Raw genomic sequence first — 20,487 nt, forward strand, 5'->3', positions numbered from 1 at the left:
AAGTTTATTTCTTCCGTTCTTTTCTCCTTGGCCAGTAAATATAGACAAACCAGTAAGCTACAAGGGGGCTCGGGCACTGGATGAGCCCGATAATGCCCCAAAACCAGTAATATTTCGTATGGCGGCGTGCATTCGTGAACAACCAGAGGCTCTGGGCCAGCAAAATGCATACGACGAGCACGAGAGCCCATACGGGAAGCGATTCCGGATTGGATCTAGGCATGTCCTGACTTCACCTTCTTCCGGGACCTTTGGATGAACCGAAGGACAAAGGCAATCGCGCCAATGAACAGCACGCCTTGAATCGCAGCAAAGACAAGGATGCTGCTTGTGGCGAGGAATAGATTGCCGCCGATGATGACGAGGGCCAGAACAAGAAACAGAGCCCATTCCAAGCCTGCCCGTTTGCGCAGCTTCTTCCGCCGGTCTGTCACGAGCAGCTCCAGCTCATGCAGCGCGGGTGGTTCGGGATGCTGGATAATTAGATCCATCTGGTCGAATCCCGCTCTTAGCTGCGTGATCAGGGCATCGTTATCCGCGGCATCCTCTTCGCCCAGGTGGATGGGCTCGGACTGCTGATTCTCCTTCTTCGAATCACGGCTTCCCTGGATGCGTTTATTCCGTTTCATCTGTCTTCAGCTCCTTTCTTAACTGCTGCAATCCGTGATGGACCCTTGATTTGACCGTGCCCGGCGCGATATCCATGATGTCGGCGATTTCGTCGTATGAATAACCGTAATAATGCTTGAGCAGAATCGGCAGGCGCCATTCATAACTGAGCCTGGACAGGGCTTGGACCGCATCGGTCCAGGCTTCCCTCTGGTGCTTCAGCTGCCATTCGGTCTGGCGCAGTGCTTGCTCCTGGTCCTTCCACCGCTTCTCTACCTGCGTGCGGCGCATCTGGTCGATGTAGATCCGGGTGGCCAGCGTAATTAGCCAGCTAGAAAATTTGGATTTGCCGTTATATAAACGAATTTTTTCGATGCACCTCAGCATGGTCTCCTGCGCCACGTCCTCCGCTAGTGCCGGGTTCATCGTCAGTTTGATCAGATACTTCATTAAAAAGGAGTAGTGGGATTGCAGCAGCTGCGCCATCGCCTGACTATCCCCGCGCTGGGCGCGTTTGATTTGCTTCTGTTCGTCCAACTGCTGCCACCGGCTCCTTTCTCTGACGGATTGTGAATGGTGTTAACGACTTGCACTCGTCCGTACGCGACTCATGCAATCACCCATAGTACGAATAGGTTCTCTCTTTCGTTCACGGAAATCCAAAATCTTTTTCAGGAATATTATTCCCGCCCGTTCACAGACTCTTTTTCATAGTCCGCAAGTGATGCTTAACGTTATCCGTAACCTTTGAGGCTGCAGAACGTTCTATGTATAAAGGAGGCGATTCGATGCCACCTTCGCCGCGTTTTGTGCATTTCCATACGTTGTATTCCGCTTCTTCCTTTAAGGAGATGTTCTTATGTTTATTATCAGCATCTTTGGCATTCTGATCATTGCATTAAGCTGGCGGCGGCTTCGCAACCCTTCTCAGGGCTGGGAACGCAGCCAAGGCTGGAAGGTGGACGGCGAATCCGAGCCCAGCGAAAATTATCTCGTGTCGGTCGAAATCAGCTGTATATTCGGCTTTGTCTTCGGCGCCTTCCTGGTTCTCCTGGGAATCTTTAAAATGTTCTATTGAACGCAGACTGGCGTCCACTACCGGCGCCAGTTTATTTATTTTCCGTTGTACCCGGCTTTCCTCTCTTTTTCATCGGCTAGACTTATCGCGAAATGAAATGACCTGCTCCTTACGATAAAAATCCTTATCCGGCGTTCACTTCCTCTCATCCTGTTTAAAAGATACTTAAGGATTCAAGGGCAGAAGTAAAGGGGGTGAATGATCGATGCCTAGCAACAAGAAACCATCCGTCCACACGGTACCGAGTCCCCAAGGCGGCTGGGACAATAAACAGGGTGGCAGCGTAACAAGCCATGCCGACACCAAGGCGGAAGCTCAGAAACTCGGAAGACTCGCTGCACTCGAGGATAAGACAGAGCATGTGATTCATAACAGGGACGGCAGAATCTCCGAATCCAACAGCTACGGGAATGATCCTTTCCCGCCAAGAGGTTAATATGCGCCCGGCTTCCGCTTATATAGCGGAACAGCCGGGTATTATATGACATCTTCCAATCCACCGCAACCTGCAAGAAAGTGACAAGCGATACGCATTACGCCCTGGACTCCCAAATGAGACCCCGTCTCCTGCACGAAAAAACAGACCATCCCAACGGGATGATCTGATCTTCATCGTCTATTGTATTTCGTTAACCCATGCCCTTCTTGTTATTACACGGAGGCTAAAACCGTCTTGGTTGCAAACCATAGCGCATCGCATACATCGGAATGCGAAGGGGGTTCACCCTGCCGGCTGTCCGGCAGCATTGACCTGGGAATGACCCAGTGAAAATAATGGCTTATCTTCTCTGAATTATAATCCACACAAAAGCCATTTTCTAAGTTATCGCCCACAAACTCCATCATCTGTCCGATCGAAAAAAGCGGCAGCGCTTCGCCTTGATAGAAATCCTCTTCAAAGTCACGATCATCCGAATGGACGATAGGTCCTTTATAGCGGGCGACGCCATCATCCATTACCTTCACCGCGTAGAGATCAAACCTTCCGGGATTTCTCATCTTCCACCATAAACGCAGCTTCTCTTTTTGCTCGTCGGACAGTTCATTCAGATTTTCGATGGTTATCCATTGCTTCATATTAAGGCTGCTGCCCCTCTCTTATTCATTCGATATGATCAAGAGGATTATTCCATTCGTTAGGTTTGAATCCCTTTATTCACATTTATCCTTTTAGTGCAGCGTTCATTTCATTTCCCCCCTACAAAGCAAAGAACCTTCTCGCCATGCCCTCCTTATGAGATAAGGAAGACACAGTCCAGAAGGCCAAGGGCGCTTGAAGGCATCGATCAGATCTTTAATTCCCCGAGCTTGATCAGCTCGACGACGGCCTGAGAACGGCCTTTGACATTGAGTTTCTGCATGACGTTCGTAGTATGTTTTCAAGCACACACAATGGACGTGATTGTACATTGCGCTAAATGTATGTCTGGATCGTGACTTTACCGTCCTTATCCACCTCAATGCGCTTCACCACTTGCATTAATAGTACCCTGAGTTTCTCAACATCATTATAACTTTTTAAGTTCGTTATTTCCTTGACTGCCTTCTTTGTCTCTTTAATAATTTTTTCAATATCCAGGCTTTTTTTTTCATTCGCTCTTACGACTGCCAGCCGTGATTCAAAATCAGTGATTTCTTTTTCATATTGAGCTTTCTCATATTCGTACTGACTTGAATCGATATCTCCAAGCATATTTTGCCTTCTGATTTCAAATAATAATTTCCGATTATCTTCGATCCGGCGTTCAAGCTTTTTGCGTTCCTTTTCAAAGTCATTATCCGGTAACGCTGGAATCAGAGAGTCCGTCCCCCACCGCTCTACAACCTTAAGGGAATCTGTCAGCATTTTCAATATCTCTCCAATGAGCTCGTCCCTCAGTTCTTCATAAGGAAGCCACTTCCCATTGCAACAGCCAGCTTCCCCAGTTCTTCGTCGTCTTGAACAGAAGAGATACCGATAGTATTGCTTTTTACCTCCTGATTTCATCGTCACCATTGCTGAGCCGCATTCAGAACAGAAGATCATCTTTGCAAACACATTCACAAAATTCCTTCTACCGCCCTTTGTTCCTCCACCCCGTATCAGCCTAATTTCTTGGGCTTGTTGGAAGGTTTCTTCTGTGATTATTGCTTCATGCGTTTGGAATGAGGTCCGCTCCCATTCTGATTTTGGCTTTTGAATCAACTTCTTACCACGATCCATTAGGTCGTTCAAATCGTTGTAAGAAACTTCGACAGTATGCCTGCCAAATACGGTATATCCGGTATAATTCTCATTCTGGAGAATTCTCTGAATACTGGATAATCCCCACACGCCGCCTTTATATGACGGTATAGGCTGCCCTGTTTCATTATCGCCGTTCAGATAATTAACAATTGACTTCTCACCATTGCCATTTAGGTACAACTCAAATATTTTCCGAACAATTTCAGCTTGCACGGGGCTCACTTCGAGTGTTTTGCGCTTCCCGTCCATCACTTTGCGGTAGCCATATGGTGGAATGGATCCCGTGTAATTCCCATTCATGGCGGACTGACGTATTCCTCGCCTGGAAGAAATGCTTATATCACCACTCGTATTTTGATTTACAACTGATTTGATTCCAAAGAGCAGCTCATCATCTTTTACAGCCGAATCATACCCATCTTCAATCGACACAACCCTAATCTTCAATGCATTAACGAGGATTCTTTTGAGAGAAATGGCGTCGAGTGCATCACGGCTAAAACGAGACAGAGAGACGAACCAAAGCGATCTGATTTCGCCTCTTTTGGCATCAGCGATCATCTTCTGAACATCTTCTCGAGCTACGATACTCGTTGCCGAATCACGGTCCTCATATACCTTTTTAATCTCCACATTCATTTGAGTAGCCCGCTCTTTTATGAACGCCTCTTGGTGCTCTGGACTATCTTTCTGAGAGTCCTTAAGAGTCGATACCCTAACGTATGCTCTATCCTCTTTCATGCTCATTACGCATTTCCCCCGAAATATATTTGTCCAAAATCTCATCCAAATTGTACGCTACGGCTCCGTGTTTATCCAGAACTTTTTGGATAGCCTGTTTTGCCAATGACTTAATTATCGCATCGGATTGGACTGTATCTTCGGATCGGACGAAATGTAGAGTATAAGCTTTAGTTTTATTTTTCATGCTTTCATCACCCACTAATATGCTATGAGAAGAGGCTTGTTTAACTTGCCCCTTCACCGAAATTCACCTCTTTCTCTTTCTCCACGAGCACATCAAAATTCGAAGCCAATTTATAAAAAGCCTTCCAGCGGACTTTACTGTATTTACCTTCACTGATTGGCGGTTGAAATACGTGATTATAGACATGTTGATCGGTAATGTAATCATGCTCAATGGTCATATACCTTTCTTGGATCAAGAAGCCCTCCATGCGCGGCATCCTTTTCACAACTCGTTCAACACGCTCGCAAAAACTCTTCTGTTTCGCCTGGGTGTCGACATTGTAAATCGCAATGTTGGCCGTCTGGTCACTCGTCGTTCCTGTGAAGCTCCTCGGTATATCGCTGATACTTGATGTCGTATTGGCCTCACGCTCTTCAAAAGTGAGGAACTTATACATCCTATATCGTTCAAGAATAGCTTCAACGGCCTCCTGGGTTCTTTTGCGATCAATCTCTGGCAAGAAACTCATTTGACCCACCTTTTCCTCACCTCACAAACCAAGGGGATTCCCCGGCCGAAGCCGGGGCCATGTTGCAATCAAAACGGCAGATCATCTTCATTTTCTGGCATCGGCGGACCGTCTTCCTCAGAAGCTGCTGCAGCCTCATCGATCGTCATCTGGTTTTTATCTTCAACATCGACCGTTCCGTCCTGATTGATCTTGCCACGAACGCCTTCCCGGTATTGCTCCTGTGCCTCCCTGAACTCGTCGATATCCATCTGCGATTCAGTGATTGTGAGCTCAACGTCCGTGCCGGCCATCTTGTAAAACTCAAATGTCTGGGCAGCCGATGAGTCTCCTTTCACTTCAAACTCCAGGACCGTCTTCTTGGAATCCTTGGCTGACTTCTTAAACTCGGCTGTGAGCTCCACTTCATCCAGTCCAGCGATCTGTAGGATAACAACCTCCCGGGTCAACTGGTTCAGCTCCGGACGTTTCTCGTCCTCACCTGTTACATAGAATTGAACCTGCTCCTTTTTGGAGTCCTTCGTCTGTTTATTAAAATGGGCTTTGATTTGAATTTGCATAGATTATTTCCCCTCTCGATTAGATATTAAATGATTGCTTGTGCTGCACTATCATCTGTCCGCCCAAGCAGATAATCCGTCGTCGTATGAAGCGCATCAGCGAGCTTTACCAATGTGTTCAGATCAGGTTGGCGCCTGGCGCTGTCCTCATAATGGCCGACAGCTGCGCGGGTCAGGCCGATCCTTTCCGCGAGCTCCCACTGCCTTAAACCCTGCTGCTTGCGGAGCTGGCGTATTCGCATTCCAAGGACATTAACTCCCGTGTCTGGCATGGTTAACCTCACTCCCCCTGTGCTGGTAGCCGGTGGCTAAAGGACTTTTCCGCCGTGACGTGTGGGCCGTGTAGCGTTATAGACCATCTTCTCCCGGATCGCTTGCTCCAGATCAATTCCGTATCGGCCGCAGGCATCAAATACGCGGATAACGATGTCGGCCAACTCGGACGGGATGCCACAGGGCTTCCAAGTTGAATCAAGGAATAGTCCGTGTTTGACGACACTTCCTTCAACTGTTTTCTCCTCATACCAAGCCTTATCAGGAGCGTGGCCGTCACGATGATCCTCCAGCGCCTCGGATGCTTCCGAGTGGATCAGCGCAATGATTTCGCCAAAGCTCCTATCCTCGTCCCACCAGCCTTTTGATTTCGCGTTTTCATGTGCTGCTTGAACATATTTGTTAATGGATTTCATCAGATTCATCTCTCCCAAAATGTATTTAAAATAGCTCCAGCTGACCGATAAATAAATCTTTGAGCTGTACATAATTCGGAGCAGCTTCCCATGCGTCCTGGCCTCGCCCATTGAACTCATACTCCCGGCGAATTTGCTTTTGATGTGGGAGGGCAAGGAAAACATGCAGTTTGTCTCCGGCTTTGCCGACGAAACTCCATTTATAAAGCTTGTTTACAGCGATCAATTCAACATCGATATTGCTGGCGCAGATGATCGTTTTTATTTCCTCAGCATGCTGGAGCATTTCAGGTTTGCTTGCAGTTACCGCATGCGATGAGTCTCTATAAAAGGGGCCTTTCAAGCTCTCATACCTCCCCACTTAAGCAACATCAAACGTCTGTGCTTACTCCGTCCAATAATTCTCCAACCTGCTGCCTTAAAACAGCACCCGGGATTTGAACTTCTTATCTTGCTGGCATCAACATATGTGATGATTCCGTCCGTTGGCGGCAGCCCCCATTCTGCAACCGTTGCGGCCACAGCATCGCGGATCATGTCAGAACTTCGATTAATTGATTCATTTCGGAAAATTGTACATTCCCAAGCATCAAAACCGTCGTCTCGCACTCCTGACCAAGTAACCCACACAGCATCACCTTCGGCAGTCCTAAGTGTCAGGTTCTTTCCCGGTCTTGTGAACATCGGGTGCCCTGGGTGCTGACGGGAGTAATGCCGATCTGCAAGAAGCCTACATGACACGTCTCCTTTATGAGTCACGATCCACGGTCCGTATTGAGGAATGTCTAACATCATCTGGTTCATTAATGCACCATCGCCGGCTGCTCTTCGTTCATCGGAGCCACCCATACTGGGTCCCAACTCATTTCAAAAGTGATTCCTGCCTCTGCTTGAGCTCCGGCCAATAAGATGACATTCCCCATAGCCTCCGCAGCATCACGCGGTACAGCATTCCCGATGTACTCACGTGCTTTTGCGTCGCTGCATCCTTCAAGCTGAAATGGTCTCCCATCGGGCAAATGCGACGGAAAGCTCTGCAGCATTGCAAGCTCATATGTTGTGAGCGGGCGGTGACGAGTGCCGTCCAAGGAGATTATCGTCCAGACGCCCTGCTCGTTATCGGCCGGGATACGCGGGTCGGCGATTGCCACGGCTGAAGCATGGACATCTGCACTACCGATCACCGTTTTGGACGGTTGTTCCCAATCCAAGACACCCATCGTATCGGCGCGGGGTGCACTTTTTATCCGAGGATCGGCGATGAGCTGCGCTCCGTTTTGCACGTCCGTTGATCCCGTTACCGTAGCTGCTGGACCATCAATCGACTGCATGCGGAACTGATCCGTATATCGTCCAGGTCTATCCGGCACCCGAGGATCGGACACACTACCAGCCGCCTGCATAATGCGATTCGCTGAACGGACCGTCTTGGCCGTTGAATTCCAATCCTGTACGCCGTAGCTGTCTGGATGTAGCTTTGTATTAACCCTCGGATCAGCGACTGCAATGGCTCCAGATCCAAACCTTGTTCCTGTCACGCAAGGGGCTGGCTCGTCTGCTCGAACGATACGGTACACTCCTGGGTGTCTCCCGTCCCTATCCTTCAAGTTGGGGTCAGTTATACAACCTGCACCTTGATTCGGTCCGGCAGCTCCTGTAATGCATGTTGCTGGTTCATCTATAAGTTGCACGCGGAACAGGTTCGTTTTTCCGTCCCCATTGATCTGCAAGCGTGGATCTGATACAGCTGTCACTCCGTTGCTACGCCCGGGTCCCGCTGTGCTTGTAACCGCCCTGCTCGGCTTGTCCCAGTCGGACACCTCGAAAGCACCACGACGTGGCTCGTGAATAACTCTAAGATTCTGCCAGTCTACTTTATTCAAGTCCCGCCAATCGCCGCCGGCAGGGATGAGTGCGAGTCGCATCCACGTTTTCCACTGAAGCCTTGGCAGCCGGTGTAGAGGTCCACCTGCTTCCGTATCCCCGGGTGCTGGTAAATCGCCGATAACGTCCCCAATGCTGCGGAGTGGCTTCTTTTCCGGATAGTAAATGACATTAGGTACTTTCGACTCAAGACGGGCCATAAGCAGGAACCGAACACGTCCTTGACCAAGTCCCCCGATTTCTCCGAGATTATGATCTGCCCTGATACTGACCGCGTACCCAAACTTTACAAGCAACTTTTTGAGCTGCCGTAACAGCGGCTTGCCTCGCGAAGTTATCCGCGGCACGTTCTCGAGCTGAATGATCGCCGGGAGACTGCCGCCATATTCCAAGCAAGCCTTCAACGATATTTCCAGCCCGCTGACCGTCAAGTAATTCATAGCCTGATACTTATCCGAATCAGATTTCTCCTGTGGCAGAAGCCCGCTCAGTCCCTTACAGGGTGGACTGAGGAAGAGAAAGAATGGTACTTGCTTCTTGAATGCAACCCAGATATCCCACGGAGTAACTTCTTGCCAATCACTTGGCGGTTCGTGGCCGTGCCATGCCTCATACTGCCAGCGTCGGAACAGATCCATCTCGACCGCAGTCTGTTCTCCTGTAATAAGATCGTGATTCCTACAGGCCACCGGATCACTGTCGATCGAGCAAAGGAGTTTGAACCGATATAACTTGCCGCCATACTCGACTTGTGATTTTAGAAGCCCAGCAGACTCGCCGCCGATGCCGCCAAATAAGACCGCAGCAGTTTTATACTGAACGTTGTCTTGTAACTGCATTTATCCATCCTCCTCCCTATCTCGAAATCTTCTGATCAATCCCAAGCGCAATCGCCATCCGGCATATATCAAGCTTGCTACGGCCAAGAATCTGAGCAGCTTCCGAGCGTTTATGGCGATATCTCCCGTAGTTTTCACGCATCCAGTTTCTCTCTTCCGGAGTGATAGACAAAGGAGGAAGCGGAGGAGCTTCGATTTTATGCTTTACGGGCTCTATCTCCGACACATTAGCATTGAGCTCATACTTTCCTTTGCTCACCTTTACCAAGACCTTACGTAATTTGAGATAGTTGATGACGGAATAGAACGAGCTTTCCTGCATGTCCAGCTTCGCAGCGCCTTCTTTGATGCTTCCCGTCTCAAAGTATGCCTTCAGCACTTTTCCTTGCGATCGGTTGATGTATTCATCCTCCTGCAAATTGTCAATGTGCTCCTTTATCTCCGGGTCCAGTTTTGGCATGTCTTACATCCCCTTTCCGTCAAAATAAGAACTGCTGTTCCTTTAAATGGGTGTGACTGCCCGCCGCCGCAGGCTTCCCTGGGCGTTTGTTCGTTTTCGGTTTCTTTGGAGTCTTGGTTTTCTTCGCTTCCTTCGGATCAATGATTGCAGTGATAACCTCGCCCTGATATATCCGATATGATGCCGGCTGTGCCTCACCTTGGCGGACCTTAAATACCGCCTGCGCAATCTTCGCAATAATGAATGCATCGGTCACGTTGTCACTCGGATTCTCATATCCGAAGTGCTCCCGTGCTGCGGCCGCCATCGCTTTCTTTTTCTCGGTACTTGGAACCCGGCCTACGTTGACGAATTTTTTCGTTCGCTGCGGATTGACTTCAATGTACTTGAGCCCCTTTCGGTAGATCATAGACCGGAGCCCGCCGTGGATCATTCCTGTTGTTACTCCCGCCTGCGTCCCCATTGCCGGCTGTTCGATCGCTATGATGTCCCCGGGCTTCAGCAGCTTGTACACCTGATTTTCAAGGGAGACAAGCTGCTCGGTTGTAAGCCCGCCTGTCATCTTCTTTCCGGCTCCAATAACCTCGATCTCCACCAGGACATTCCCCTGTTCGTCAAGGGCGACAAATCCGGTTTTTGTGGCGGGGTCGATCCCCACGAATCGCATATTTCAACCACCTCGTTTCCTCTTCCCGTTCTTTCCATAGCGCTTGTCCTCTTCCTCGGCAACCTCATTCCAGAGCCGAGCAAATTCCTGCTCGAGGTATTCCCGCGCCATTTCGTGAGGAATCTGAAGAGCAGACATCTCAGCCAGCATCCGCCTTGTCATATGATCAAGCTCCTGGAGTTTTTCTTTATAGAGCCAGCAAAAGGAATTCCATGTATGTTTCATTTCCCGCTCGCAGTTCTTTCTCGTTTTCGGAAGCATCGCAAATGCCCCCTAATCATCCAGCCAGGATGAGAGTCCTGCCGAAGGCTCCGCCTGTTTTGGCACTTCTTCCGGCTCCTTCGGGATTTCCAGCGGCGCCGGGTCCTCTGCTTGCGGGCTCCCTGGCTGCTCATGCTCCTGCCAATGATATCCGATCTGCTGATATACATCCCGTAAATACGGGAATTGCTGTACGAGCCCGCCACGGCGATAATGCATCATCAAGTCGGTGGTCCGGTCATATATTCCCTGCTTCTTATCTCGCTCAACAGCCGTCATGCCACTCAGTGGATCATCGAGCTCCGCTGCCATTTTCAAGACCGCAAGCCGTGCCTTTTCATACTGTTCATCGTTTTGAATGACCTTGCCGCTCATGCTCCCTCACCTTCTCCGCAAGCTTTTCCTTGTCTTCTTTAGTTAAATTGATGAACCGCCCCGTCTTCCGGTTAAATACCATTTCGATTGTGCCGGTCCCGATCTTACGGCCCTTTGCCACGATAAGCTCAATAATTCCTTTCCGGACAGTATCCGGATAATAGTAATCATCGCGGTAAAGGAAGATGATGATATCGGCATCGAATTCGATATTTCCTGATTCCCGCAAGTCTGACATCATCGGCCTCTTGTCGTTCCGCTCTTCGCATTTCCGGCCGACCGAGGATATTGCAATCACCGGCACATTAAATGTCCGTGCAATCTGTTTGAGCTGTTTGGATACGTAATTGACTCGATCAGCATTGTTGATGAATTTCTTCTCGCTTTCGATAAGCTGCAGGTAGTCAATATAAACAATCATGTTCCGATGTTTTTTCTGCATTTCCTTCACTTGCCGTCGGATATATTCGATGGTCATCCCCGGTGAATCGTCGATATAGATTGGTAGAGACTCCAGAATATCGAGCGCTTTACTGTACGAGTCCCAATCATTTTCAGTCAGGAGTCCACTCCTCACCTTCTTACTGTCGATATTGCCAATGGCACATATAAACCGCTCAGACACATCATCAGAAGGCATTTCAGCAGAGAAAATAACGGGTGTACTACCTGATTTAGCTGCTGCCGTTGCATCATTTACAATTCCTGCCGTTTTTCCAATACTCGGCCGGGCCGCAATAATGGTTACATCTCCCTTTTGATGCCCTCCACCCATTTGATCCAAGTCGTTACTCACGGTCTTTACTCCTGTAAGACCGGCACGGCTCCCGCGCTCTCGAATCTTTTTATGGTGATCCTGAAGCACTTCGGACATCTTGATGGGTCCAGATGTATGTCCGCTTGGCTGCAGCTCTGCTATTTTTTGTAGCTTGTCTACCGTATCAGCGATGTTCACTTCTCCAGAAGCTGCAGCCTCAGCAAGGGCAATACGGCTCATTCTCTGGATATGCGCTTGCCGAACGATATTCTGGTAATGTTCGAAATTGGTCACTGAGGGAACTGCATCCCGAAGTTTCATCAGGTAGCTCACGCCACCGATCTTTTGCAATCGGCTCCCCCAGTGCTCGGCAAGGACTACGAAATCAAATGGGTTTGGTTTATCGGCAAATTGTTCGTGTGCCCAACTCAGAGCATCCATCACCAAACCATTTGGGCCATCCGGATCAAAGTCTTGTGCTCCGAGGTAGCAGTCATCCTTCAGTTCCGGCTTTCGGAGCAGTGCCCCCAATACAGCCTGTTCTGCCTCAAGACTCATCCCCGTTCACTCTCCGTTCCTTCGCGAACCGTTCAATCCGTTCCCTGATGTGATCAGGCATGGGGATCGCCTTCTCTTTGTATGCTTCCAGAGCCAACTGATCTGCCTCTTCTTCTGCACGCTGCAGCTCGTAGAATGATTTTTCCTCTTGGGCGATTGGGTTCACAATCTCTGATATCGTGGGAGCAAACCGACTGGATCTGATGTGATCCGCAAGCCTGCTCTGCGCTGTTTTATAATCGAGATTCGCCAGCATCATATGCCATAAGCGCACACCCGGCTCTGTCACTTCAAAGAAGGGGTAAGCGGTCTTGATCATCGCCAGGAAGCTTGCCGTCTCCGTTTGCTTCACGTGCTGCTCCCTCCTCATAGAATTGATTAAGGATATCTTGCTCCTCTTGATTCCGTTGCTGTTTGGTTTTAAAGGTTTTGGATTTCTCCAAGTCTTTTTTTATCCAAACTCTGATCGTCTTGTTGTGATCCTTCTTATGCTGACTCGGCTTTTTATTGGTCTGCCATTCATCAAGAGCTTCAATGGTGTTATCAACACGATGCTTGCCGAATTCAGAACAAAGTTTTTCATATTGATCAAGGGTCAGATAGACGGTGTCATGGAACTTGAGTTTGTCCATATCTATATCCTCTTTCTTTAAAGTTTTCTTTCTTTCTTTCTTGGGGGGTCTATTGACCCCCACTACTGGGGGTGAATTGTCCACCACTCTGGGGGTCATTTGACCACCACTAGGTTTTTTAGATAGTGGGGGTGATTTGACCACCACTCCCCATTCTTCAAAGCGTTTATTAAATGCAATTTTCCGAGGCTGTATTCCATGAGCCTCCTGGGTAATAACAAGGATTCGACGATCGATGAGATTGCCTAACTCCTTTTTTACACCCTTCAAATCCCCATCAATAGCCTCTTTGATGAAACTGACCGACAAGGCGCAATCCTTTCGGTTAAACCCGTAAGTGTAGCGCCAGACAGTCAAAAGAATGGAATACTGCGTGCCGTTGAGCTTCCGCCTGGCTACCTCCTCCAAAATTGCATTTGCAATCCGGGTATAACCGTCTTCAAGTTGCGGTCCTGCCATTTTCTTTCACCAACGTTCAGGATGATTTCTGCAGCAGCTCGATAATACCGTCGGATAGTTCGTACAGTTCAGCGTCGGTAACGTCACCCGGATCGGTGTACCATTTCTCGATGAGCCGCTTCACCTTGTCACGTGGAGTAGGCTCGACGGTGTAACCATTGACCAGGGCATTAATGAGGTCAAACCCTCTGTTGTTAGATGCAAATGCCTTGAGTACCTGCAATCGAGGCAACGGCGTTCCATGTGAAAATGTGGATAGCATACGGATAATGTAGTCAACATCATGTCCCTCATCACGATAGCTCTGAAGCGCATCTGCCACATCCCGTGGCAGCTCCACCTTCTGCACGTCCCTCGCACGATCGACCTCTTGCTGCAGTCTCAGCTTTTCATTCTGTAGGTCAACAATGGTCTGCGCGTGCTTCGCGAGGTCGTCGATTGCTTTATTGCGTTGAATGAGGACCTCTTCAAATTCAGACTCGGTATAAACAATCCTGCCGTCAGGAAAGTGGACTCCAGCAGTTCCATCATTGTCGAAACCTACGACAAAATAATGTCCGTGCTTTGCATAAGCTAAATCGAATAATTGCCCCATTCTTCCGTGGTACCATGTAGCAGAATTCGAGTCATTCGTAATCAATACTTTTGGCATTTAGACCACCTCGCGAGGTTCATATTTATTGGAAGTACCAAATAGATAAGCGTGTTGAGGAGCCCAAGCCGGAGGACCGTATTTGCTCAAATAACCAAGCTTGTTGAGGTATCCATCAACCGGATCGGCAGCATTCATGGCCTTGAGCAGTTCCCAGCAGCCGATTACATCATTCAACGCTCGATGAGCTCCCTCCAACTCAATTCCGTATCTGCCACACATATCCGTTAGCTTATGAGGGTAGGTATGCCGCTCTCGGCTTATCGTCAGAGTATCGATGAACGGATTGCTGAATGTCTTACCGGCGAGACGCTGCAGGGCATGGTGCAGGAATTGAAGATCGAAAGCCGCATTGTGAGCGACCAAAAGGCTATCTCCCATGATGTTCCGAAGGATCCGGAACGCGAGAGCTTCGTCCATTGCATCCGTCAACATCTCATCAGTAATCCCCGTGATTTCCGTGATCTTGGGTTCCAATAATCGTCCTGGCTTGACCAGTGCATGGAAGCTGGTTACGATCTCCCCCCCGGTCACCCTGATTGCCGCCATTTCGATAACACGCTCTGTTTGAGCATTCAATCCTGTTGTTTCAAAGTCGAAGACCGTAATATCTGAAAGCATTTATACCACCTCGATTTCATAGTGTTGTCCTGCTACAAACCCATGCTGCCGGAGCGCCGCCTTCACAGTCATTTCTGCCAACTGCGGGCTGTTGTTCTCTCCTGACAAGTGCGTCAGGTATATCTGCTCACCGCGGCCCCGTACGACTTGCTGCAGAGCCGCCGCTGTTTGTTCGTTGCTCAGGTGGCCTATATCGGAGAGGATACGGGCTTTCACGGAGTCCGGCCGGCTGCACAGCGGCACCAAGTCCGGATCGTGATTTGCCTCGATAATGATGATCTGGCCCTCCATCATATCGATGATGTCTTCGTCTACATGGCCCGTATCCAGAACGATGCAGGCGCGGCCGCCGTAGTCGTCCTCCACTGCATAACCGACAGGCTCCATCGCGTCATGATGGACCTTGAAGGGATAAACATGCATTCCGCCGAGTTCAATCATCTCGTATTTGCTGAATCTGGTATCTGCCGTCCGCCGCAGGTCCTCGTCTACGCCGGATATCTTGTGCCATTCTCCGTACGCTGCATAAACCGGGATCTGGAATTTGTTCGCCAGGGGCAGTCCCTTTACATGGTCATTATGTGCGTGTGTCACGAATATCGCAGAGATGTGATCTGGCCGGATGCCCGCGGCCAGAAGCCGCTTTTCGATTTTGGTTTTCGGAATCCCGGCATCGATTAGGATGATCTGCTCGCCGGAGGTCACTGCGATACAGTTGCCGGAGCTGCCGGACGCTAGGATATCGACTTTCATGGTTGATCTGCCCTCTCTGCTTCTTCCCTTCGATCATTGTCGGAAAGCATCATGGCGTAATTCGCAATGTTAGAGCAGCGACGCCGGAATTCTGGGTGTGACTTGCAACTGAACAGTCTTCGAAAGTTCTTTTCAAGCTGATTGCGAAGATATTGCGGTGTACAGTTCTCCCATCCGGATTTGTGATCGTTAGCAATGAGTTGTTCTTCCATCTCCATGGCAAACCGTGAAACTTGCTTTCGTGGAGCCCGTACTCTGACGTCCACTTGTTGTACAAAAAATCCAACCGGCTCGCCGAGTTCGTAAACCTTAACGCAATCACGATCTAATCCAAAACGAAGAGCAATCAAATCGCCATCCTTATTCATGTAGGTTTCCAAAGTCAAATGATCTTCAAAAGCCCTGGCTGCTTCATTAACAAACTCCAAATGTCTGGGGTAAATTTGCTTCATATCGCACGCTCCCTCATCGTCTTCTCCCGCCACTCCTTGTCAAAGGTGCAAGTCTTAGCGGCCCATTCATAATGCCGGCGCCCGAGGACATAGGATACAAACAGCCCCGTCGCCTGCTCATAATACACGCCGTTCAGTACCTCCCCGGCCGGGGCCGGAGGGCTGTCCAACTCAGCGCCGCCGAATAGGTCGAGCTGCTCGGGTACGCTTTCGTTTTGCACGCATGCTCCCCTCCAGTTCTCGTTTGCAGGTTCCACAGACTCGCAGATTGTGGAATATCTCATCCTTGCCGGGATTTATTTCGTTGCCGCAAACCTGGCAGTCAGGTGCGAGCTGGTATATTTCAATTAGCGGCCCCATGGCTTACAGGGGAAGCTCGTCCTGTGCGTTCTCGGCTGCCTGTTTTTCTTGGATTTGCAGGTCCAAGATTTTGAGATATGCGGTAATCTCGGCGATGGTTGGTGACTCGCCTTTCACCTTGAAGTGCTTCGCCATGTGCTCATCCATTGCAGGCTTGTCGGTAATGCCCAGCTTTCCGAATTTCCGTTTCATTTCAGCTTTGAGGGCCTTGATTTTATCTGCTTCATTCTGGTCCTCGTTATCTGGTTGCTTTGGCTCTGGCGCCTTCGGTGTAGACTGGATCACTTCTTCAGTGATATCTTTGCGTTCAAAGGAATCCGTGACAGCAACTGGCTGCTGATCAACATTTTCGTCGCCAAAATCCAATCCGTATTGTTTTTTGAGTCCGCGTTGTTCAGCGTGTTTCCCGATCATGTCAGGCTCCCATTTGTTCCAGTTATCCTTGTTTTGGCCGGTGTACATATGTGCAATGTGGTCTTTATCTACGAAGACTGTGACAGGTCTATAACCGTCTCTGTATGCAATAGAATAAGCACCAATAATTTTCCCGCGAGGGAATGAAACCTCATGTTCGACTATTTCCCACTCATCTTCTTGTTGACCAGTACTCTCGTTGATTACTTTTGTTTTCTTTGCTTTGAACGTATCGTTTTCACAAACAACCTGCGTATCAGGCGGCTGGAAACCTTCTTTTTCCCGGGCCTTCGAAAGATAGGCCTCGGCTGCGAATTGGATACGTGCTTGGCTGCCGTACTTGATAAAGAAGATTTCATTTTTGAAGGGATCAAGCCGATACGAAGCAGCTTTATGAGCAAAGAGAAGGAATTCCGGATCCGTTGCGTTCGGGCAGAGAGACGTGCGAATTACGTCCAGCACTTCGGTTGGAAAAACCTCTTTAATTTCAGGGGTATAAGTCATAATTTGCGAGTTATTTGACATGGGCTTGTTGCCTCCTATAAGTAAATGATTTCGGTTGTGCTGGTTGAGCGATGAATAAGTTCAAGCCGATCGTCCAGTGCTTTACATACGAGCCAGTTATCCGGGTCAAAGCCTGCTTCTTTGATGACAATCTTCTGTCGGCGGGATGGGTTTTTACCGTTTTTCACTTGACTCCTCCTTTGCTACATATCCGATGATCGTTGCCTTAGTCCCGTCAATCTCTATGGAGTCAATGCTGTGGACGGTAAACGGATCGATTCCTGGTATTTCCCAAACTTTCCTTACCTCGAGCTTAGCTGCCCGAGTCATAGGAATCTCAAGCAAGAATGGATGTCCTTTTCTCATCGAACAGCCACCTCCGTTTCGATCTTGAGCTCTTGGTCGTGAACCGCCCTTGCTGTGATCAGCTGGTCATACACAGCAACCTTTCCGGTGTACTCGCCGATCCCGTCGATAAAGGTCGGGACGATCAGGCCGGATTGCTTGTGCAGCACCTCAGTGAGTTCAAGTCCTGCTGCGATCCTCTCCCCGGTGGAAAGGGTTGCGTAATCCTTTCCGTCCATCTGGATCGAGAAGTCTGGCTCGTATTCTCCGCTGGTCTTCACGAATTTGAAGAGGCGGATTTGGAGTCTAGTGAATAGCGACTGGACCTTTGCCGCCTGGAGCTCGGCTTCCTTGGCGCGGTATGCTTTAATGGCGTCTAGGATGAAGATGGACTCTTTCAGTGCGGTAAGCGTGTCTGTTTCCGATTGCTTGGCGGTCGTGACATCTTCCTGGAGTCTTTTCCTTGCCTGTTCTGCGTGAAGAGCATCTTCAATGGCATCCACTTTCCGTTCGAGCTCTCGCATTTCATTCCAGAGGTCAGAAACATCGATCTCTTCGAACGAAGCAAGTTCTGCTTCCAATTCCTTTCGATTGGCGACCAAGTCAGCGTGTTCCTCACGAAGTTCCTCTTTTCGTTGCTCCTTTACGTCGGTAACAGCCTTCACAGCTGCCTCATCTAGTTGCCGTTTACAGCTCGGGCACGTGTCTTCAATTGCCTCGTTGAAAACTTTCATATACCGTTGCTTCGCAGACTCTACTTGCTGCCGTGCGGCGTGGAGTGCTGACTGTATCGCAACTCTCTTTTCGTTTACCTCCTTGGCAGCTTCAATTTGCTCATAAATCTCTCGAACCCGCTCTTTCAATTCGACAGATTCGTTTTTCATATCTTCTGTAACAGCCACCGTATCCGGCAGACGATCAAGCTGCTCCTGCAGCGTCTTGGTCCGGCTCTGCGCGGCGATGTGCTGCTTCTCCAGCTTTGACTTCTGGCCGCCAGTGCCGCCGTGAATCTTTTGTAGATCATCCAGCGAGTGCTTCTTCATAAGCTCGTCCAGCTTGGCAGCCGCAGGATTCAGCTTGATATCCTTCGCCTTCTGATCCGTGCTTGTCCGGCTCATCTCCTTGAGTACTTCGGACTTAGCCGGCGGAACGGAGTACTTCAGGACCTGCTCCCGCTGCTTGGTCCAGTGCTGGGTAAAGAAGTAGCCTGGATTGTACATAGCGAGGAAATCCTCTTTATCGAATAAGGCAGCCACCGCTTCCTCATATTCCTTGGCTTTGACGGGTACTGAATTGATGTACAGGGCGTTCTTGCCCTTCTCGTCAATCTCCCTTGCGAATTCCATCTGCTCGCCGTCTACCTCAAGCACCAACGTCGCCATGACGCGGTCATATTCGTAAGTGGTTGGAGACGGATTATATTTGCTTCCGTTAATGTCCGTGCCGTAGAAAGTCCATACAGGGCTTGTACCGATGGATGTCTTGCCCTCGCCGTTTTTCCCGGACAACTTTGTAATGTCGCCGTACTCAACCGCTGTATCGCCTTCAAGCCCTGCGAAGTTCCGGAGGCCGAGGCGGATAAACCTAAAGTGCTTTGCCATTTGCGCACCTCATCTTTCGTGGTATGATGGATTCGGATAATTTTTTATTGACCGCTCTCTAGGGCGGCTTTTTTTGTGTGATTCAGCGTAAGATTGTACTTGCGCTCGTAAAGCTGCATTTCACCAAGGAGCACTTCACGCACGGCCGGATCAGATTCATCAAGGTACATTTCGTAAGCATATAGGTACCGATCTATGTCTACCTGAATCTCCGTTGGGAGGCTGCTGCGAAGCATCTGGAATAGCTCGCTTTCGTTTCGAACTGGTGAGAAATCCCCCATGAAAACCTCCGTTTTAGGGTTCAAAAACCCGATTTTGGCAAAAAAATAATAGGACCTTTTAATCCAGATCAATTTCCCCGTCCATCTCCGTCCAGTACGTGTTGCCCATATTGTCGGAGACTAGGATATCAACAGTCCCATCTTCGTGCTGTTGAGCGTCGATGACTTCAATTTGACGGGTAACCGTCCCCTTACGGCCGATCAAGTCGCGGCGTGTTTTTGTACTCATCCGTGTTGTTCACCCCCTCCCATGGAATCTGCGATCAAGTCTGATCATGCTGGTGTTGCTTGCCTTGCCTGTATCAGTTCACCATCGCCCCAACTACCTGTCAGCTGCCGGCGGTATGTGCGGTACTCTGCGCGGGCGTCCAATGCTTCAATGTATTTGTGTTCTGCCAGCAGGCGTTTCTCAGCCGCTAAAGCCAGGGCCATCTTGTTGCGTAATTTGTTCGTATTCAAGATCAGCTTTTCTCCTTTCCTTAAGTTCAGTTGCTAGCCAGAGGCTAACTATGATCCGCAGATTCAGCAGAATGATTGCGAATACAATCAGCAGGTGCGGCCACATGGTTTTATACCGGTGTCGCGTTCGATCATTGCGATCTCCATGCGGACGAAGTCGATTTTGTCTGGGGCGATCAGACCGCTGTTGATGAATCGATGAAGGTTGTTGTAGTGGTTGATTACCTCCGAAGATAGATTGTTTAATGATTCGGACATTACGTGAGTCACCATCCTTTAGTCAGTGTTTTAATCACAGTTCTCAGGTTAGTTACTTCGTCCTTGAGATTCATATTTTCGGTGACTAAATCAGAGGAAACATCTTCGGCAGTATCTTGTGCGACAACATTCAGTTCCAGTCCGAGAGCGTTTAATACTTTTTCAAGTGAATCCTCATTCCAACGACGTTTACCATTGAGCAAGTCATATATGTGTTGGTAGCTGTAGCCAGTAGAATCAGCCAACTGTTGTTTATTGACCTCTGCTCTCAACATTGCTATCTTTATACAATC

At 49.1% G+C, this 20,487-nt stretch carries 33 protein-coding genes and 1 pseudogene; 2 read left to right on the forward strand and 32 right to left on the reverse strand.

Annotation, left to right across the window (positions count from 1 at the left end; genetic code table 11):
* Positions 1 to 4: 4 nt before the first annotated feature.
* From ACTHPM_RS21570 to sigY, 3 genes are read right to left on the reverse strand one after another with little or no spacing between them, the layout of a single operon-like run.
* Entirely contained in the window at positions 5 to 223 is a 219-nt protein-coding gene (locus ACTHPM_RS21570) for a transcriptional regulator (RefSeq protein WP_440398082.1), read from the reverse strand.
* The gene (locus ACTHPM_RS21575; protein ID WP_440398081.1) at positions 216 to 629 is read right to left on the reverse strand and encodes a YxlC family protein; all 414 of its coding nucleotides are present in this window, start codon (positions 627 to 629) and stop codon (positions 216 to 218) included. The genes ACTHPM_RS21570 and ACTHPM_RS21575 overlap by 8 nt, the downstream gene beginning before the upstream one ends.
* On the reverse strand, positions 616 to 1,146 hold the full coding sequence (sigY, locus tag ACTHPM_RS21580; protein WP_440398080.1) for an RNA polymerase sigma factor SigY: 531 nt from the start codon (positions 1,144 to 1,146) through the stop codon (positions 616 to 618). The genes ACTHPM_RS21575 and sigY overlap by 14 nt, the downstream gene beginning before the upstream one ends.
* A gap of 322 nt (positions 1,147 to 1,468) precedes the next feature.
* Between sigY and ACTHPM_RS21585 the strand changes: the two genes are divergently transcribed.
* Positions 1,469 to 1,687, forward strand: a complete 219-nt coding sequence (locus ACTHPM_RS21585; RefSeq protein WP_440398079.1) for a DUF6199 family natural product biosynthesis protein — start codon at positions 1,469 to 1,471, stop codon at positions 1,685 to 1,687.
* 205 nt (positions 1,688 to 1,892) lie between these two features.
* Complete coding sequence (locus ACTHPM_RS21590) at positions 1,893 to 2,123, forward strand: DUF2188 domain-containing protein (RefSeq protein WP_440398078.1); 231 nt, start codon at positions 1,893 to 1,895, stop codon at positions 2,121 to 2,123.
* A 215-nt stretch (positions 2,124 to 2,338) separates the two neighbouring features.
* Here the strand turns inward: ACTHPM_RS21590 and ACTHPM_RS21595 are convergent, their stop codons facing one another.
* The 29 genes and pseudogenes from ACTHPM_RS21595 to ACTHPM_RS21735 all read right to left on the reverse strand — a co-directional run bounded on the left by ACTHPM_RS21595 (position 2,339) and on the right by ACTHPM_RS21735 (position 20,466).
* Positions 2,339 to 2,764, reverse strand: coding sequence for a hypothetical protein (locus ACTHPM_RS21595; RefSeq protein WP_440398077.1), 426 nt, complete (start codon positions 2,762 to 2,764; stop codon positions 2,339 to 2,341).
* Positions 2,765 to 2,973: 209 nt separating this feature from the next.
* Positions 2,974 to 3,063, reverse strand: a pseudogene (locus tag ACTHPM_RS21600) (helix-turn-helix domain-containing protein); the annotation flags it as partial.
* 38 nt (positions 3,064 to 3,101) lie between these two features.
* Positions 3,102 to 4,661, reverse strand: coding sequence for a recombinase family protein (locus tag ACTHPM_RS21605; RefSeq protein WP_440398372.1), 1,560 nt, complete (start codon positions 4,659 to 4,661; stop codon positions 3,102 to 3,104).
* Positions 4,662 to 4,882: 221 nt separating this feature from the next.
* Positions 4,883 to 5,353: an ArpU family phage packaging/lysis transcriptional regulator gene (locus tag ACTHPM_RS21610; protein WP_440398456.1), complete on the reverse strand. Its 471-nt coding sequence runs from the start codon at positions 5,351 to 5,353 to the stop codon at positions 4,883 to 4,885.
* A 68-nt stretch (positions 5,354 to 5,421) separates the two neighbouring features.
* Complete coding sequence (locus ACTHPM_RS21615) at positions 5,422 to 5,913, reverse strand: hypothetical protein (protein WP_440398373.1); 492 nt, start codon at positions 5,911 to 5,913, stop codon at positions 5,422 to 5,424.
* Between the two features lie 26 nt (positions 5,914 to 5,939).
* On the reverse strand, positions 5,940 to 6,185 hold the full coding sequence (locus tag ACTHPM_RS21620) for a helix-turn-helix domain-containing protein (protein ID WP_440398374.1): 246 nt from the start codon (positions 6,183 to 6,185) through the stop codon (positions 5,940 to 5,942).
* Positions 6,186 to 6,221: 36 nt separating this feature from the next.
* Positions 6,222 to 6,602, reverse strand: coding sequence for a hypothetical protein (locus ACTHPM_RS21625; RefSeq protein WP_440398375.1), 381 nt, complete (start codon positions 6,600 to 6,602; stop codon positions 6,222 to 6,224).
* A gap of 25 nt (positions 6,603 to 6,627) precedes the next feature.
* A complete protein-coding gene (locus ACTHPM_RS21630; RefSeq protein WP_440398376.1) occupies positions 6,628 to 6,945 on the reverse strand; it encodes a hypothetical protein in 318 nt (105 codons plus the stop codon).
* Positions 6,946 to 7,405: 460 nt separating this feature from the next.
* Positions 7,406 to 8,926, reverse strand: coding sequence for a DNA cytosine methyltransferase (locus ACTHPM_RS21635; RefSeq protein ID WP_440398377.1), 1,521 nt, complete (start codon positions 8,924 to 8,926; stop codon positions 7,406 to 7,408).
* 415 nt (positions 8,927 to 9,341) lie between these two features.
* On the reverse strand, positions 9,342 to 9,785 hold the full coding sequence (locus tag ACTHPM_RS21640) for a hypothetical protein (protein ID WP_440398378.1): 444 nt from the start codon (positions 9,783 to 9,785) through the stop codon (positions 9,342 to 9,344).
* Positions 9,786 to 9,804: 19 nt separating this feature from the next.
* Positions 9,805 to 10,452, reverse strand: a complete 648-nt coding sequence (locus ACTHPM_RS21645; protein WP_440398379.1) for a hypothetical protein — start codon at positions 10,450 to 10,452, stop codon at positions 9,805 to 9,807.
* A gap of 3 nt (positions 10,453 to 10,455) precedes the next feature.
* Positions 10,456 to 10,713 (reverse strand): hypothetical protein, encoded by a 258-nt coding sequence (locus ACTHPM_RS21650; protein ID WP_440398380.1) that lies wholly within the window; start codon positions 10,711 to 10,713, stop codon positions 10,456 to 10,458.
* A 12-nt stretch (positions 10,714 to 10,725) separates the two neighbouring features.
* Positions 10,726 to 11,088, reverse strand: a complete 363-nt coding sequence (locus tag ACTHPM_RS21655) for a hypothetical protein (RefSeq protein WP_440398381.1) — start codon at positions 11,086 to 11,088, stop codon at positions 10,726 to 10,728.
* Positions 11,060 to 12,403, reverse strand: coding sequence for a replicative DNA helicase (locus tag ACTHPM_RS21660; RefSeq protein WP_440398382.1), 1,344 nt, complete (start codon positions 12,401 to 12,403; stop codon positions 11,060 to 11,062). The genes ACTHPM_RS21655 and ACTHPM_RS21660 overlap by 29 nt, the downstream gene beginning before the upstream one ends.
* Positions 12,393 to 12,755: a replicative helicase loader/inhibitor gene (locus ACTHPM_RS21665; RefSeq protein ID WP_440398383.1), complete on the reverse strand. Its 363-nt coding sequence runs from the start codon at positions 12,753 to 12,755 to the stop codon at positions 12,393 to 12,395. Before ACTHPM_RS21665 ends, ACTHPM_RS21660 begins: the two co-directional genes overlap by 11 nt.
* Positions 12,694 to 13,494 carry a replication protein gene (locus ACTHPM_RS21670; protein ID WP_440398384.1) on the reverse strand — a complete coding sequence of 267 codons (801 nt, stop codon included), beginning with the start codon at positions 13,492 to 13,494 and terminating at the stop codon, positions 12,694 to 12,696. The genes ACTHPM_RS21665 and ACTHPM_RS21670 overlap by 62 nt, the downstream gene beginning before the upstream one ends.
* A 16-nt stretch (positions 13,495 to 13,510) precedes the next feature.
* The gene (locus ACTHPM_RS21675; protein ID WP_440398385.1) at positions 13,511 to 14,146 is read right to left on the reverse strand and encodes a hypothetical protein; all 636 of its coding nucleotides are present in this window, start codon (positions 14,144 to 14,146) and stop codon (positions 13,511 to 13,513) included.
* Positions 14,147 to 14,767, reverse strand: coding sequence for a 3'-5' exonuclease (locus ACTHPM_RS21680; RefSeq protein WP_440398386.1), 621 nt, complete (start codon positions 14,765 to 14,767; stop codon positions 14,147 to 14,149).
* On the reverse strand, positions 14,768 to 15,520 hold the full coding sequence (locus ACTHPM_RS21685; protein ID WP_440398387.1) for an MBL fold metallo-hydrolase: 753 nt from the start codon (positions 15,518 to 15,520) through the stop codon (positions 14,768 to 14,770).
* The gene (locus ACTHPM_RS21690; protein WP_440398388.1) at positions 15,517 to 15,972 is read right to left on the reverse strand and encodes a hypothetical protein; all 456 of its coding nucleotides are present in this window, start codon (positions 15,970 to 15,972) and stop codon (positions 15,517 to 15,519) included. Before ACTHPM_RS21690 ends, ACTHPM_RS21685 begins: the two co-directional genes overlap by 4 nt.
* Positions 15,969 to 16,193: a hypothetical protein gene (locus ACTHPM_RS21695; RefSeq protein ID WP_440398389.1), complete on the reverse strand. Its 225-nt coding sequence runs from the start codon at positions 16,191 to 16,193 to the stop codon at positions 15,969 to 15,971. Before ACTHPM_RS21695 ends, ACTHPM_RS21690 begins: the two co-directional genes overlap by 4 nt.
* A gap of 142 nt (positions 16,194 to 16,335) precedes the next feature.
* Entirely contained in the window at positions 16,336 to 17,271 is a 936-nt protein-coding gene (locus ACTHPM_RS21700; protein ID WP_440398390.1) for a RecT family recombinase, read from the reverse strand.
* 14 nt (positions 17,272 to 17,285) lie between these two features.
* Positions 17,286 to 17,438 carry a DUF6906 family protein gene (locus ACTHPM_RS21705; protein ID WP_440398391.1) on the reverse strand — a complete coding sequence of 51 codons (153 nt, stop codon included), beginning with the start codon at positions 17,436 to 17,438 and terminating at the stop codon, positions 17,286 to 17,288.
* A complete protein-coding gene (locus ACTHPM_RS21710; protein ID WP_440398392.1) occupies positions 17,425 to 17,616 on the reverse strand; it encodes a hypothetical protein in 192 nt (63 codons plus the stop codon). The genes ACTHPM_RS21705 and ACTHPM_RS21710 overlap by 14 nt, the downstream gene beginning before the upstream one ends.
* The gene (locus ACTHPM_RS21715; RefSeq protein WP_440398393.1) at positions 17,613 to 19,196 is read right to left on the reverse strand and encodes an ATPase; all 1,584 of its coding nucleotides are present in this window, start codon (positions 19,194 to 19,196) and stop codon (positions 17,613 to 17,615) included. Before ACTHPM_RS21715 ends, ACTHPM_RS21710 begins: the two co-directional genes overlap by 4 nt.
* A 339-nt stretch (positions 19,197 to 19,535) precedes the next feature.
* A complete protein-coding gene (locus ACTHPM_RS21720) occupies positions 19,536 to 19,706 on the reverse strand; it encodes a hypothetical protein (protein WP_440398394.1) in 171 nt (56 codons plus the stop codon).
* Between the two features lie 44 nt (positions 19,707 to 19,750).
* Entirely contained in the window at positions 19,751 to 19,936 is a 186-nt protein-coding gene (locus tag ACTHPM_RS21725; RefSeq protein ID WP_440398395.1) for a hypothetical protein, read from the reverse strand.
* 87 nt (positions 19,937 to 20,023) lie between these two features.
* Complete coding sequence (locus tag ACTHPM_RS21730) at positions 20,024 to 20,194, reverse strand: hypothetical protein (protein WP_440398396.1); 171 nt, start codon at positions 20,192 to 20,194, stop codon at positions 20,024 to 20,026.
* 8 nt (positions 20,195 to 20,202) lie between these two features.
* On the reverse strand, positions 20,203 to 20,466 hold the full coding sequence (locus ACTHPM_RS21735; RefSeq protein ID WP_440421678.1) for a helix-turn-helix domain-containing protein: 264 nt from the start codon (positions 20,464 to 20,466) through the stop codon (positions 20,203 to 20,205).
* Positions 20,467 to 20,487 lie beyond the last annotated feature (21 nt).

Origin of the sequence: Paenibacillus sp. SAFN-054 (assembly GCF_051966755.1) — a bacterium.
GTDB lineage: Bacteria > Bacillota > Bacilli > Paenibacillales > Paenibacillaceae > Paenibacillus_AQ.